The sequence below is a fragment of the Halomonas sp. G11 genome (genome assembly GCF_001663515.1).
GTDB lineage: Bacteria > Pseudomonadota > Gammaproteobacteria > Pseudomonadales > Halomonadaceae > Vreelandella.
In genome coordinates this window covers 116,589-130,626 of record NZ_LYXG01000002.1, presented here as the reverse complement: position 1 = coordinate 130,626, position 14,038 = coordinate 116,589, and the positions used below count along the sequence as shown (strand labels likewise).

Here is a 14,038-nt window from a genome sequence, read left to right as displayed (position 1 = left end):
TTTATCACCCTCATCGGCAAGCGCCCACATGAATTACCTGATCACATTATTAAAGAGCGATCGAAAGGCGTCGCCGTTCGATGTGGTGCGTATGATACGTTTTTTTTACGCGAGGTCAACCAGCTGCGACACATTTCTTACCAATGGTCGTTCAAGCAGCCAAGCGGGCCAATAAGTCGGCACGCCGATCGGCGGATACGAACGCGGCATCAATTGCGTTTCGGGTCAATTGCACAAACACATCTTCAGACCAGCCGAAAGCGTCAGCACAAGCCACATGATTGGCGAGCATTCCGCCGCCAAAGTAAGCAGGATCATCGGAGCTGATGGTCACGTTCAGGCCCTCCTGCAGCAGGGTGGGCAAAGGATGCTCACGCAGGTCATCGACGACTTTTAGACAGACGTTGGATAACGGGCAAACCGTCAGGACGACCTGTTCACGACGAAGTCGCTCCACCAGGTCCGGGTTTTCCAGGCAGCGCACGCCATGGTCGATACGCTCCACCCCCAGAAGATCGAGCGCCTGGATGATATAGTCCGCCGGTCCCTCTTCGCCTGCGTGCGCTAAGCGAACCAGACCGATCTCTTTGGCCCGCGCAAAAAGTGTCTTGAACTCAGATGGCGGGTGATCGCGTTCCGCACTGTCCAAACCGATTGCATCGATAAACTTCCAGTAGGGCGCGGCTTGCTCGAGGACGTGCAAGGCTTCTTCTGCCGGGCGATCGCGTAAAAACGCCATGATCATGCCGACCGAAAAATCCATGGATTCCTCGGCTTCCTGCTTGGCTTTGAGCAGTCCGCCCATGACCACTTCCAGCGGCACACCTCTTTGCAGATGCGCCTGGGGGTCGAAATGCATATCGACATGTACGACGCCCTCCCGGCGAGCGCGATGAAAATAGTCCATCGCCAGATCGTAAAAGTCTTCCTCGTGACGAAGCACGTTCATGCCCTGAAAATAAAGGTCCAAAAACGCCTGCAAATCATTAAAGTCATACGCCTCTTTTGCTTCCTGGGCAGAAGCATACGGCAAATCAATGTTATTGCGCTGGGCCAGCGCGAACATCAGTTCGGGCTCAAGCGATCCTTCGATGTGAAGATGCAGCTCTACCTTGGGAAGCTGGCGCAAAAAATCGTGCATACAGGACTCCTGTCTAATTAGCTTCAAGGCCAAGCTTACCTGCATCCAGGTGCCAGTGGTAATCGATATGCGGCAACAAGTCAGGCTGATCGACTTGATGGATAAAATAGATAACTGTTCTACTGCCAAGCCAACGATCAAGCGAAGCCGCCAAGTGCTGGGCGGTCACTGCATCAACGCTTGCAAAAGGCTCATCAAGGATCACAACCTGCGGGTCACGCAGCATCAACCGTGCCAATGCAACCCGCCTGGCTTGCCCCCCAGAAAGTTGCTGGCCTTTTTCGCCCACCTCTGTATCGAGCGCCCTGGGTAAACCTTCAACCCAATCGGCCAAGGCCACGTCAGAGAGGACTTGCCAAAGCCGCTCGTCACTTGCAGATGGGTCCGCAATGAGCAAATTCTCGGCCAGGGAGGCATCAAATAGATCCACGTGCTGGGTAAGCATTGCCAAATGCGCCGCGCGTTGTGTATCGGACAACGATGTGGGCGCTCCCCCCAGTACCTTGACAACCCCATGGGTGGGCGCCAACCGCCCCATGATGAGCGCCGCCAAGGTTGATTTCCCAGCCCCCGACATGCCGGTCACGACAGCGCGTTTGCCCGCGGAAAGATAAAAATCAATGTCACTCAAAGCCTGGGAAAGCGAACCGGGATAACGCAACGACACGCCTTCAAAGATCACGCCATCGTCTAACGACACGACAGCTGGAGATAAAGTAGTGTTCGACGAATCGCGCGGCTCAAGCTTGTTCAATCGCTCAACAGCGGCATAGCTCGCCCCCAGCCGAACAAACGCATTGGGTAGAACGCTGAACGCCTCATTGATACCCAGCGCCATCAGCACGGCCATCACAACAATGGGACCGTCAACCTGGCCTTGCGCCAGCACCTCTCCCGCCAGCCAAAGCACCCCTAACGCCAGCAAACTAGTCACCGCAGCAACAACTGCATTGCCAAGCGCCTGCTTGTTACCTACCTGGCGCTGATTGTGCAGGACCTGCTGCTCATGAGCGTCGACAAAGCCTCGGTGCCAATGATCGCTGCAATAGCTGGTCAACTCTGCACTGGCCTGAACCTGATCAATCACCAAGTGACGCAAGACTTCCTGATCACCAACATGGTGGTGGCTTTGCCGCCACCCCCAGACGGAAAACCCCACTGTCGTGACCAGCCAGAGCCCCCCGAGAACGCCCGCCATCAGCAAGGCCGCGTAAGGCAGCCATAGCGCGACAAACAGTACCATGATGGCGCTACCCAGGAGCGCAACCAGAGGCGGCATCAAGGCCCGGAGATAAAAATTATCCAGAGTGTCGATATCGGATGTAAGGCGGGTCAGCCAATCACTTGCCCGCTGACGGCCGAGCGTCAAATCATCAAGGCGGGTTAATTGACCAAATACACGAAAGCGCAAATCCGCCAGCAATGTCAGTACGCTATTGTGGTTATAAACACGCTCGGCATACCGCGAGACGGTCCGCAGTAGCGCAAAGAAGCGAATGCCACCACCCGGCACATAGACATCCAGGATGGCGGGCACCCCCAACGCCAGTGCAATACCCGTTAGCGCACTGGCGGTGATAAACCAACCCGACAGACCCAGCAGTGCGACACCGGCTAGAAGCGTCAACCCTGCCAGCAAGGTCCCCAGCATGAAAGCGCGCCGACGGCGGGTAAGCAATCTCAACCACGGTAAGAATTGGCGATAGATATCCCTCAAGCGGGCATCTCCTCGATCTGTCCATGGGTCATTTTGAAGTGGCGATTCGCCGCTTTGATGACCGCCGGGTGATGGGTGGCAACGACGAGCGTGCGCCCTTCTTTTATCCAGTCGATCAACGCCCCTACCACGGCTTGCTCTGTTGTCTCGTCGAGCTTAGCTGTCGGCTCATCGAGCAGGATCAATGGTGCGCCACTCAGGTAAACACGCGCCAGCGCCAGACGCTGAGCCTGGCCACCCGATAAACCGACACCGCGCTCGCCAAGCAAGGTATCCAGCCCCTCTGGAAGGCCATTCACCACATCAAGCAAACCGGCACGCCTTAGCGCGACTTGCATCGCATCTTCTGATGCCTGGGGGTTCGCCAGGCGCAGATTATCGGCCAGACTCCCCTGCAACAGGCAGGGCTGCTGATCCAGCCACGCGATTTGGTTCGTCGCTGAATGGCGGCACACACCATCGCTTGGCCCAATGAACCCTGCCAATAACGCGAGCAATGTCGACTTACCGCTACCCGACTCTCCGCTGATCGCCACCACATCACCCTGCTTTAGGGTGAGATCCAAGGGGCCCATCACCACACCACGACCCGGATAGCTGACCTGAACCTTCTCAAGCTCCACCAGCGCATTGTCGGTTCGGGTGGTTGAGGGAGAAATGTCGCGCATCACAGGCGGCTCGTTGAGGGTATTGACGATGCTCTCTGCGGCGCCCAATGCCGCCGCTCGATCATGATAATGCATGGATAACGTGCGCAAAGGCTGGAAGAACTCCGGCGCCAGTAGCAACACCGCCAGGCCGGAGAACAGCGTCAATGAAGGGGCGGGGCCATACTCGATGTAACCCAGCAGACCAAAGCCGACATACATGGCGACAACCGCGATGGCCACCGACGAAAAGAACTCAAGCACCGCCGAGGACAAGAATGCCAGCTTCAACGTCCGCATGCTCAAACGTCGATACTGGTCTGAGGCCACCCAGACCGCCTGCTGTGCCGCCGCTGTGTGACCAAACAGCTGAAGCGTGGTGATACCGCGCACTCGATCTATGAAATGCGCTGACAGTCGGGCAACGGCGGCGAACTGATCACGGTTCATGCGCTCTGCCCCCATCCCCACCAGGGCCATAAACAGCGGAATCAGCGGTGCCGCCAGCAGCAGGAAAACAGCAGCCAGGTAATCCAGCCATACCACCACGGCAAGAATGACGAGCGGCACCCACATGGTGATCCGCAGTTGCGGATGATAGCGCGCAAAATAGCCGTCCAAGGCGTCAATATGCTCTACCGCCTGAGCCGCAATGGCCCCGCTTTGCTGTGATGTCAGCCATGCGGGGCCCAAGGCAGTGATTTTATCAAGCAGCTGAGCACGGGCCCTGCGCCTGATGCGAAGGCTGGCATCCAGACTCAATCGTTCTGAGGTCCACTGGCACAGCGCACGCAACAACACGGCGACGACCAGGAGCGCGAAAACAGGCGTCAAGTCACCTGGCGACCGGCTGTCAACCACCAGTTGATCAATCAACCAGGCCAGGCCCGTTACGATCAGTACGGTATGACAGCCTGCCAAGGTACCAAAGAACGCCGCGCCCGCTAGCCGCTTGCGTTCTGATGCAGCAAGCGAGGTTAACCAGTGGCGCGGCGTAAGCTTCTTATGGCTGGGAACGGCTGCCATCGGCTTAATGGTAACCCTCTCCGACGCGCACCTTGCCACGGAAGACCCAGTAGGTCCAAGCGGTATAGGCCAGCACGATGGGGATGACAAACAGCACACCGATCAGCAGGAAGAGCTGGGATTCCGGGGCCGAGGAAGCATCCCAGATAGTGTAGTTGGGCGGCACGATCACCGGCCACTTGCTGGCAATCAAACCCAGGTAGGTGAAAATGAACAGGCCAAGCGAGGCGACAAACGGCAAGCCTTCTTGCTGGCGCTTAACAGCGCGGAAAAGCACATAAGCACAGACCATCGCAAGGATGGGGAACACCCAGATCAAGTGAATCTGGCTGAGCCAACGATCGCGCACCTCAGGGCTCACCAACGGTGTCCATAGGCTGACAATACCAAACACCACCAGCACGGCCAGCAACAGTTTCGGGGTTATCCGGTAGGCCCACTGCTGCACATAACCTTCCGACTTCAGGATCAGCCAGGTCGAGCCCAGCAGGGCATAGCCCGCCATCAAGCCCAGACCAGTCAGCACGCTAAACGGTGTCAGCCAATCGAGCGCACCGCCTACATAGACAAAATCCTCTACCGCAAAGCCCTGTATATAAGCACCTACGACAGCGCCTTGAGCAAAAGCAGCGACAGCGGATCCTCCACAAAATGCGCGGTTCCACCAATGGCGATTTTTCTTCGACTTGAAGCGAAACTCAAATGAGATACCGCGGAAAATCAATCCCGCCAGCATCAAAAACACGCCGATATAAAGCGCCGGCAGGAACACGGAGTAAACCAGCGGGAAGGCGCCCAGAAGCCCCGCTCCCCCCAATACTAACCAGGTTTCGTTACCGTCCCACACCGGTGCGACTGAGTTCATCATTACATCGCGCGACGCTTCATCCGGTGCAAAGGGGTAAAGTATCCCCAATCCCAGATCGAAGCCGTCCATAATGACGTACATGATAACGCCGAAGCCAATAATGCCGGCCCAGATTATTGCAAGGTCAAGGCTGATCATTTGGTTGCTCCCTCATAATCACTGTCGAAAGGCGTGTGAGCCGCAGAGAAAGGACGTTTGGCTCGCTCGACTTCGCCGGTTACTTCCATGGAGTCCGCCAGCATGCCGTTACGCACGACACGAGTAAGGTAGTAAATACCCACCCAGAACACGACGGCATACACGGCGACGTAGCCCAGCAGCGTAAACAGCGCCATACCGCCTGTCAGCGAAGGGGTTAACCCTTCAGCATGGGTCATGACACCGTAGACCAGCCATGGCGCGCGCCCCGACTCGGTGACCACCCAGCCGGCCAGCACGGCCAGGAAAGGGGAAATAATCATACCTACCAGTGTTTTAAGATAGAGCGGCGACTGGAAGAAACGTCCTCCACGGCGGAGAAACAAGCCAACTGTCGCGACGGCTATCATCAAAAGCCCAATCCCCACCATCACACGAAACGACCAGAAAACAAGCGCCACAGGGGGCTGTTCATCAGGTGCCATTTCGTTGATACCCGGGACTACGCCGTCCGCACTATGGGTCAGGATGAGACTTGCCAGGCTGGGAACACCGATTTCAAAGCGGTTTTCCTGAGCTTCCTGATCGGGCAGTGCAAACAGCAAAAGTGGCACATTGGACTGAGTTTCCCAATTCCCCTCCATTGCCGCCACCTTGGTGGGCTGGTGCTCCAACGTATTAAGGCCGTGAAAATCACCGACGACAGCCTGCGCCGGTGCCAGGAAAAGCAACAGCCACAGACACATTGAAAGGGCTTTTTTATTCGCTTCGACATCACGATTACGCAGGAGGAACCAGGCGCTGACACCTGCCACCACAAAGCCACCGGTCAGGAACGACGCCATGCCCATATGCACAAAGCGGTACCAGAAGGAGGGATTGAAGATTGCCGCCATCCAGGAGGTGATATGGAAGCGTCCATCCACCATTTCATAGCCTGCTGGGGTTTGCATCCAGCTATTGGCGGAAAGGATCCAGAACGAGGAAATAAAGGTACCCACCGCCACCATGATCGCGGCAAACAGGTGCACCCCTTCTGGTACTTTGCCACGCCCGAAGAGCAAAACACCCAGAAATGCCGCCTCAAGGAAGAAAGCGGTCACCACTTCGTAGCTGAGGACAGGCCCAAGGAAATTTGACGTGGCGAAAGAGAAGTTGCTCCAGTTCGTACCGAACTGAAACGACATCACGATGCCTGTCACGACCCCCATGCCAAACACAACGGCAAACATCTTGGTCCAGAATTGTGCCAGGCGATCCCAGGCGTCGTTTTCCGTTTTGTAGAATATCCCGTGCAGAACCGCAATATAGGACGCCAGCCCGATCGTGAAGACAGGAAAGATGGCGTGAAAACACACGACGAATGCGAACTGGAGTCTCGATAGCAATAGCGGATCAAGTTCCATAACTCCCTCCTAAGGTCCCATGGAGCCTTTTTCTAAAAGGCTTAAAACAAGCTTAGGTGAGTCCCTTTGGATCACGCTCTTCTATTTGTAGTCACTAAGCTTATTTGATCAACAACCCCTTGAGTTTACAGCTTAGAAGGTATGGATGCGGCATGCGTTTTGGGTTTTCACCGTGTCGCGTTGACGCAGGTCAATTTTTTAAGCCCCAGGCGATAACGACGGTTATACAAACAACTCAGGCCAACACGACCACACTCACCAGATAGCCTGTATAGGCAATAAAAAGCGCTAATAATCCACCGCCCTCAAAGCGGTTGATGCGCCGCGGGCGACCTTTCCAGGAGAACGCGAACAGCATCATCAGCACTGTCATCACCAACATGACGACCCAGTCACGCTGAAGCACCTCCTGACCGGTTTCAATCGGTGTAATGACGCCTGCCAACCCAACCACAGCAAGGCTGTTGAATAGGTTCGAGCCCACGACATTGCCGAGTACCATATCGTGCTCATTACGACGCAGTGCGCTAATCGATGAAGCCAGCTCGGGTAATGAGGTACCAATCGCCACAACGGTCAAACCAATGATCAGATCACTGACGCCAAACGCGACGGCGATCTCGACAGCCCCCCAGACCAAAAGGCGTGAACTGGCAATCAACAGCACCAGACCAACCAGGGTCCAGATGATGGCTTTACCCCGCGACATGGGTTTGCTATCCAGCGTTTCCGCCACTTCCGAGATAAGCGCATCGTCCTGCTGGCCTTTAGAACGCACAACGCTGATAACGATAAATACCACCAGTGCCAACAATAAACAGATTGCCTCCCAGCGGGCCACCCAGCCATCCAACAGCATCAGCCCGGTCACCAGCATCACTACCAGTAACAGCGGTATCTCTTTGCGAATGACGCTCGAGTGCACGGCCAATGGCGCCAATAAAGCAACAAACCCCAGCACCAGGCCAATATTGGCGATATTGGAACCGTAGGCATTACCCACGGCCAACCCCGGGTTACCTTGCACTGCTGCCAGCACCGACACCATCATCTCGGGAGCCGATGTGCCAAAACCGATCACCAGCATGCCAATCAACAGGGGGGATAGCCCCAGCCATTGAGACGTCGCCGCGGCGCCATCAATAAATTTCTCAGCGCTCCAGATAAGCAGTATCAAGCCAACGACAACGGCGATAAGAGCAAGTAACATAAGGTTCCTTTGGATGGCATTTTCACAAGGTGGCAATGGCCTGGGCATTGAATGACCCGCCATGCCGGAGAGGCTGCAAATTCGCGTGGCGATCATTATTCATTCATCGCTCAAGGTCAACGACAACCTGATAACGATCAGGTGAATTTTACCCAACATTTGACAGACTTATAACCGAGAGCGTATTGCTTTGCCTACTCACGCGAGCGAGATCATCATTTGTCACAGAACTGGCTAAGCAGACATCCCAACTTGAAGGTCAATGCGCCGCTTGTTGACCAACAACCACCTGAGGCCCGCACTCAAAGGCGACGCCTGCGCGCCTGTCATGAATGTGACTGGGTATCGGCGTTACCGCCCCTCAAATCCGGTGAAAAAGCCTGCTGTCCGCGCTGCTCGCATGTCCTGGTCAAGCGCAATCGTTACCCAGCCCAGCGCAGCATGGCACTCGCGATGGCATCGCTTATTGCTCTTTTACTGGCGGTCTCCTACCCCTTTGTCAGTTTCAGCTATAGCGGGGTGAGCAACCGTATCGAGCTTTCCGAAACGGCAACCACGCTGATTGCCTTTCATCAACCCTTGGTGGCTATCGGCGTCATCATGACCATCGTGGTGTTGCCCGCGGTGTATTTGATAGGCACCTTATGGCTGCAATACGGTTTGTTACGCAACGCACCATTGCCATTCAGCCGTTCAACGGCTCGTTCACTGAGCCATTTAACGCCCTGGATGATGGCCGATGTGTTTATCGTGGGCGCCCTGGTTAGCTTGATCAAAGTGGCGGGGCTTGCTGATATTGAACTGGGTCTGTCGTTTTGGGCGTTTTGCGCCTTTGCCTTTCTTCTGTTGATGACAGTGCAATCGATTGATGCCGACTGGATGTGGTTTGCCCTGGAGGGCGAGCCACTGGCCCCGGAAGGCACACAAACAGGCATGTCAGCCGCGTCCCAGCAGCTTACCAGTTGCCCCACCTGTGGGCTGATCAATCGGTTGGCGCCAAACGGCAAGCATTATTGTGTGCGCTGTCATGAGCGGCTGCACCCTCGCTTTCCGCATAGCGTCCAACGCACCTGGGCATTACTCGCTGCTGCCGCAATCATGTACATACCGGCCAATGTATTTCCCATCATGACCACAACCAGCCTCGGCAATAGCTCCCCTTCGACGATCGTGGGCGGCATTGTCGAGTTGATTCAAGGCGGCTCCTGGCCGATAGCAGGCGTCATTTTTGTGGCCAGCATCATTGTTCCCGTCGGCAAACTGTTCGCGCTGGCCTGGCTATGCAGCGTGGCTCACCGTAGCGACGCCTTCAATGCACAAACGCGAACAACGCTTTACCGGATCACCGAGTTTATCGGTCGATGGTCGATGGTCGATGTGTTTGTCGTCGCCATTCTCGTAGCGCTCATCCGCGCCGATTCGCTAATGACGATCAACCCGGGGCCGGCAGCCCTCGCCTTTGGAGCAGTGGTCGTGCTGACCATGCTGGCCGCCATGACCTTTGACCCACGTTTGCTTTGGGATACCCCCATAACGACATCGCCAGGACAAAGCGACGCCCGTAAGGAAGTGATTAATGGCTAACGAAAACGACATGCCCTCCAACGAACCACAGGGCGAAGCGGCAATGCATCGTGCCAAACCCAGCCCCCAGACACGGCTTTCGCCCATCTGGATTGTACCCATTGTCGCGCTGGTCATTGGCTTATGGCTGGTATACGACAACTATTCCTCCCGGGGCACCATGATCACCTTGACGATGCCGAACGCCGAGGGGATCGAAGCTGGCAATACGCTGATACGCAGTCGTAACGTTGAAATCGGCCGCGTACAAAGCGTTCAGCTATCCGACGACCTTTCCCAAGCCGTTTTACGCGCCCGCATACAGCCTGAAGCGGAAGCCATGCTGCGCGAGGATAGCCGCTTCTGGGTCGTCAAACCGCGGATCGGACGCGAAGGGATCAGCGGCTTGGGCACCGTACTTTCGGGGGCCTACATACAACTTCAGCCGGGTTCTTCCTCCGAGCCTCAACGCGAATTTGAAGTCATGGACACCCCGCCTGTTGCCCCGGCTGGCGTGGCAGGCTTGCGAGTCAGCCTTATCAGCCAGTTAGGCAATTCATTGCGCGTGGGCGACCCGGTTTCCTATCAGGGCTTCACTGTCGGCCGGATCGAGGAAACCCGCTTTGATGCCGAGTCACGCACCATGCACCATCAGGTATTCATTGAAGAGCCGTATGATCAGCTCGTCACAGAAAGCACGCGCTTCTGGAGTGCCAGCGGCATTGATTTTCGACTTGATGCCGACGGCGTTCGTGTCAACGTGGACTCCATTGAGACCTTGCTGGGCGGGGGCGTCACCTTTGGCGTCCCTGAAGACCTGCCGATGGGGCAGCCCGTTGACAACAACACCCGTTTCGAGCTTTATACCGATGAAGATAGCGCTCGCCAGGGTACCTTTAACCGTTATCTGGAATATGTCCTACTTGTCGACGATACTGTTCGCGGGCTTTCCAAAGGAGCACCTGTTGAGTTTCGTGGCGTTAGGCTCGGCACCGTTGCCGCCGTCCCCTGGAATTTCACAGCACCTCAGCCGGATTCACGGGAACAGTTTGCCATCCCGTTGCTGATTCGCATCGAACCCCAGCGACTCGGCATCGAGAATGCCGACGTGGATCTTGACGAGTGGGATGCTCGCTTCAAGCGCATGTTCACACTGGGCTTACGTGCTTCCCTCAAAAGCGGCAACCTGCTGACAGGGGCGATGTTTGTGGACTTGAACTTCCGCGAGGATCTGGCCGCTCACTATGTGCCGGAGTCTTTCTCGGGGCATACGGTGTTCCCCACAACGTCAGGTGGCTTTGCACAAATTCAGGCACAGGTGACCGACTTACTGGAAAAGCTGAATGGCTTGGAAATCGAGCCGCTATTAACGGGGCTTGATCAGAATCTACAAGCATCTGAATCTGTGCTTCAGGAAGTTCGCGCCGTTAGCGAATCCCTGAATCAGCTACTTAACGACCCTGACACCCAGTCTATCGGCGGCAACGTAAACCGTACGCTTGAAGAGCTGCAGAACACGCTGGAAGGCCTGTCTCCGGAATCGGCCGCCTACCAGGAGCTGATGTCAACGGTCGAACGACTCGACCGCGTCATTCGCGATGTCCAGCCGCTGACTCGTACACTGAGCGAGAACCCACGCGCACTGCTGTTCGAGAGTATCGAAACCGAAGACCCGATTCCTCGCGCACCGCGCGAGTAAGGATACACAATGCGACATTCGATCGGAAAACTGGGGGCGATGTTATTGGTACCGTTGCTGCTGAGTGCCTGCGCCAGCCAATCAACGCCGGCCACCCGCTACGTATTGCCGGGCGCGCAATTAGCCAGCCCGCCAGCCTCCCCCGCAGGCACCCTCCAGGTGACATCGCCTCGCCTCCCGCACTATCTGGATGTCGAGGGTATTGTCATGCAAACCGATGATATTACCCTGAGGGAAGCAAACACCCATCAGTGGGCAGAAGCCATTGGCCGTCAACTGGAACGCGGAATGCGGGCTCGCCTGTCAAAGGCGCTGCCCAGATGGCGAGTGGTGCGCGACGCCGCTAGCAACGACCAGGCAATCACGCTACGCTTGGAAGTAGACCAGTTTCAGGGGCGCCAGGATGGTCGTGCCATCGCCAGCGGGCAGTGGCAACTGATCGGTCCGCAGGGCGATGTGCTGGCAATGGAAACCTTCAATGCCGATACCCCGCTCGAAGAAGACGGCTACCCTGCTCTTGTCCGTGCCTTGGGTAAAAGCTGGGACAAAGTCAGCGAGCAGATTGCCCAGGCAACGATGGCTGCACGCCCCTAAGCCATCAACAAAGGGAGTTGAAAGGCCATGACGGACACAGCCCGGTACTCAGAAGACGCCATCGAGGCCGTTCACAGGCTCCATCAGACAGCGGAACAGCTCATCCACGCGCCTGCCAGTGAGGCGTTGCTGATTAGCGCCATGACGGATTATATAAGCGTACGTCACATACTGACCGCTGACGCCCCCTCTGGTACTACCCTAGGCGCGCTGGCTCGTACAGAACAGTTTATTGTTGCCTCCGCCGATGCGTATTATCGTCAGCTACCCGACGACGCCGAAACGTCACTCAAACACGCCGAGCGGACTGCGTTGTTCGGTAACCGTTTGATGGCGTTGGATGGCATTGGCCCCGCGACGACCAACCAGCTATTCGAGCGTGGCATTTTTACCCCCGAACAGCTATTCGCCCTCCCTGCTCACACCCTTGAAACACTTGACTTGCCTCCCGCCTCACTTGCGCGTGTCACATCGCTGCATAATGCGCATCAAGCCAAGACACCAGACTGACGGTTCATGGCATGATATGATGGCCACTTAATCGATCGTTTGTTATGAGTGAATCTTGTCACCGGCCATGAATGCGCTTTCTGATATGCCGCCAGAGGACGTCAATCGTCAATTCATAAGTGACCGGCCCTTGTTATCTTCAATTCATTACGGTTATTCATTTCCAATCATTCAACAGTGCGCTGTTTAACGATGCCATACGCATGCATAAACAGCCGCTGGGAGAACGCATGAACTTTTCTGACCTCGGCCTCGACGCCGACTTGCTGCGCGCTGTCACAGACCAAGGGTATCGCGAGCCGACACCCATTCAACGACAGGCGATTCCCGTCGTGTTGCAAGGCCGGGATTTGCTCGCCAGCGCGCAAACGGGAACGGGCAAAACCGCCGGTTTTACACTCCCCATGCTGCAGCGTTTATCGGCAGGCAAGCCCGCCACCAAACGCCAGGTGCGTGCACTGGTGTTAACCCCGACCCGGGAACTGGCCGCCCAGGTGGGTGAGAGCGTTACCACCTACGGACAACACCTCTCTCTGCGTTCGCATATCATTTTTGGTGGTGTCGGCCAGCAGCCCCAGGTCGACGCATTGAAACGCGGCCTGGATATCCTGGTGGCGACACCGGGGCGCTTGCTCGACTTGCAACAGCAGGGGCACGTTGACCTGTCAAGCGTCGAGATTGTCGTTCTGGATGAAGCCGACCGCATGCTCGACATGGGGTTTATCCACGACATTAAACGCCTTTTGAAGCTGGTCCCCAGCAAGCGCCAGAATCTGCTGTTTTCCGCCACTTTCTCCAACGAGATTCAAACCCTGGCGCAGCAGTTTTTGAACGACCCTGCGTTTATCGACGTCGCCCCGCGCAATACCACGGCAGACAAAATCGCCCAGTCGGTATACCAGGTGGACCGGGAGAAAAAACGCGAGCTGCTGGCGCACCTCATCAAGCAGCACCAGTGGTATCAAGTGCTGGTTTTCACGCGCACCAAGCACGGCGCCAACCGCCTGGCAGAACAGTTATCCAAGCAGGATATCCCCGCCATGGCCATTCATGGCAACAAGAGCCAGGGCGCTCGCACGCGTGCGCTCGGGGCGTTTAAAAGCGGCGACCTGCAGGTATTGGTTGCCACGGATATTGCCGCACGCGGGCTGGATATCAACGAGCTGCCCCATGTAGTCAACTTTGAACTGCCCAATGTGGCGGAAGATTATGTGCACCGTATCGGGCGTACTGGCCGGGCAGGCAGTGATGGCGAGGCGATTTCACTGGTCTGTGTCGATGAGCATGCCCTGTTACGCGGCATTGAGCGGCTGATAAAACAGACCCTGACCAAGCACGTCGAGCCCGGTTTTGAACCGGACCCGAACGCCACCCCACAACCTATCGAAAATGGCCGTCGGCAACCGCGTAATGCACGCAGTCAACGTAAACCCAGCCAGCATAGTGACCGCGATGCGGCGCCCAAGCGTCGTGCTCGCCGCTAGTCAGGCTTATCTGAACATGTGATGGTAGCGCGACT

At 56.3% G+C, this 14,038-nt stretch carries 11 protein-coding genes; 5 read left to right on the top strand and 6 right to left on the bottom strand.

Going from position 1 to position 14,038, the window contains the following annotated elements; genetic code table 11:
• Positions 1 to 151: 151 nt before the first annotated feature.
• From ADS46_RS01785 to ADS46_RS01760, 6 genes are all read right to left on the bottom strand, one after another.
• The gene (locus ADS46_RS01785) at positions 152 to 1,141 is read right to left on the bottom strand and encodes an adenosine deaminase (RefSeq protein ID WP_066315489.1); all 990 of its coding nucleotides are present in this window, start codon (positions 1,139 to 1,141) and stop codon (positions 152 to 154) included.
• A gap of 13 nt (positions 1,142 to 1,154) precedes the next feature.
• Entirely contained in the window at positions 1,155 to 2,858 is a 1,704-nt protein-coding gene (cydC, locus tag ADS46_RS01780) for a thiol reductant ABC exporter subunit CydC (RefSeq protein WP_066315486.1), read from the bottom strand.
• Positions 2,855 to 4,531 carry a thiol reductant ABC exporter subunit CydD gene (gene cydD, locus ADS46_RS01775; RefSeq protein ID WP_066315485.1) on the bottom strand — a complete coding sequence of 559 codons (1,677 nt, stop codon included), beginning with the start codon at positions 4,529 to 4,531 and terminating at the stop codon, positions 2,855 to 2,857. Before cydD ends, cydC begins: the two co-directional genes overlap by 4 nt.
• Before the next feature lie 4 nt (positions 4,532 to 4,535).
• Positions 4,536 to 5,537: a cytochrome d ubiquinol oxidase subunit II gene (gene cydB, locus ADS46_RS01770; protein ID WP_066315482.1), complete on the bottom strand. Its 1,002-nt coding sequence runs from the start codon at positions 5,535 to 5,537 to the stop codon at positions 4,536 to 4,538.
• The gene (locus ADS46_RS01765; RefSeq protein WP_066315479.1) at positions 5,534 to 6,943 is read right to left on the bottom strand and encodes a cytochrome ubiquinol oxidase subunit I; all 1,410 of its coding nucleotides are present in this window, start codon (positions 6,941 to 6,943) and stop codon (positions 5,534 to 5,536) included. Before ADS46_RS01765 ends, cydB begins: the two co-directional genes overlap by 4 nt.
• Before the next feature lie 235 nt (positions 6,944 to 7,178).
• Positions 7,179 to 8,153 carry a calcium/sodium antiporter gene (locus ADS46_RS01760; RefSeq protein WP_066315477.1) on the bottom strand — a complete coding sequence of 325 codons (975 nt, stop codon included), beginning with the start codon at positions 8,151 to 8,153 and terminating at the stop codon, positions 7,179 to 7,181.
• Positions 8,154 to 8,405: 252 nt separating this feature from the next.
• Here ADS46_RS01760 and ADS46_RS01755 point away from each other — a divergent pair, with 252 nt between their 5' ends.
• The 5 genes from ADS46_RS01755 (at position 8,406) to ADS46_RS01735 (ending at position 14,003) form a co-directional block, all read left to right on the top strand.
• Positions 8,406 to 9,737, top strand: a complete 1,332-nt coding sequence (locus ADS46_RS01755) for a paraquat-inducible protein A (protein ID WP_234346742.1) — start codon at positions 8,406 to 8,408, stop codon at positions 9,735 to 9,737.
• Entirely contained in the window at positions 9,730 to 11,415 is a 1,686-nt protein-coding gene (pqiB, locus tag ADS46_RS01750; RefSeq protein ID WP_066315473.1) for an intermembrane transport protein PqiB, read from the top strand. The genes ADS46_RS01755 and pqiB overlap by 8 nt, the downstream gene beginning before the upstream one ends.
• Positions 11,416 to 11,424: 9 nt before the next feature.
• Positions 11,425 to 12,009, top strand: a complete 585-nt coding sequence (locus ADS46_RS01745) for a PqiC family protein (RefSeq protein WP_066315471.1) — start codon at positions 11,425 to 11,427, stop codon at positions 12,007 to 12,009.
• Between the two features lie 27 nt (positions 12,010 to 12,036).
• Positions 12,037 to 12,519, top strand: a complete 483-nt coding sequence (locus ADS46_RS01740; RefSeq protein ID WP_066315469.1) for a hypothetical protein — start codon at positions 12,037 to 12,039, stop codon at positions 12,517 to 12,519.
• A 230-nt stretch (positions 12,520 to 12,749) separates the two neighbouring features.
• Positions 12,750 to 14,003, top strand: a complete 1,254-nt coding sequence (locus ADS46_RS01735; protein ID WP_066315493.1) for a DEAD/DEAH box helicase — start codon at positions 12,750 to 12,752, stop codon at positions 14,001 to 14,003.
• The last annotated feature ends 35 nt before the right edge of the window (positions 14,004 to 14,038 follow it).

What these genes read in the sequence shown, in the direction of transcription:
- ADS46_RS01740 (WP_066315469.1), top strand. Translation starts at nt 12,037, where the DNA reads ATGACGGACACAGCCCGGTACTCAGAAGACGCCATCGAGGCCGTTCAC.
- ADS46_RS01735 (WP_066315493.1), top strand. Translation starts at nt 12,750, where the DNA reads ATGAACTTTTCTGACCTCGGCCTCGACGCCGACTTGCTGCGCGCTGTC.
- pqiB (WP_066315473.1), top strand. Translation starts at nt 9,730, where the DNA reads ATGGCTAACGAAAACGACATGCCCTCCAACGAACCACAGGGCGAAGCG.
- cydB (WP_066315482.1), bottom strand. Translation starts at nt 5,537, where the DNA reads ATGATCAGCCTTGACCTTGCAATAATCTGGGCCGGCATTATTGGCTTC.
- ADS46_RS01760 (WP_066315477.1), bottom strand. Translation starts at nt 8,153, where the DNA reads ATGTTACTTGCTCTTATCGCCGTTGTCGTTGGCTTGATACTGCTTATC.
- ADS46_RS01785 (WP_066315489.1), bottom strand. Translation starts at nt 1,141, where the DNA reads ATGCACGATTTTTTGCGCCAGCTTCCCAAGGTAGAGCTGCATCTTCAC.
- ADS46_RS01765 (WP_066315479.1), bottom strand. Translation starts at nt 6,943, where the DNA reads ATGGAACTTGATCCGCTATTGCTATCGAGACTCCAGTTCGCATTCGTC.
- ADS46_RS01745 (WP_066315471.1), top strand. Translation starts at nt 11,425, where the DNA reads ATGCGACATTCGATCGGAAAACTGGGGGCGATGTTATTGGTACCGTTG.
- cydD (WP_066315485.1), bottom strand. Translation starts at nt 4,531, where the DNA reads ATGGCAGCCGTTCCCAGCCATAAGAAGCTTACGCCGCGCCACTGGTTA.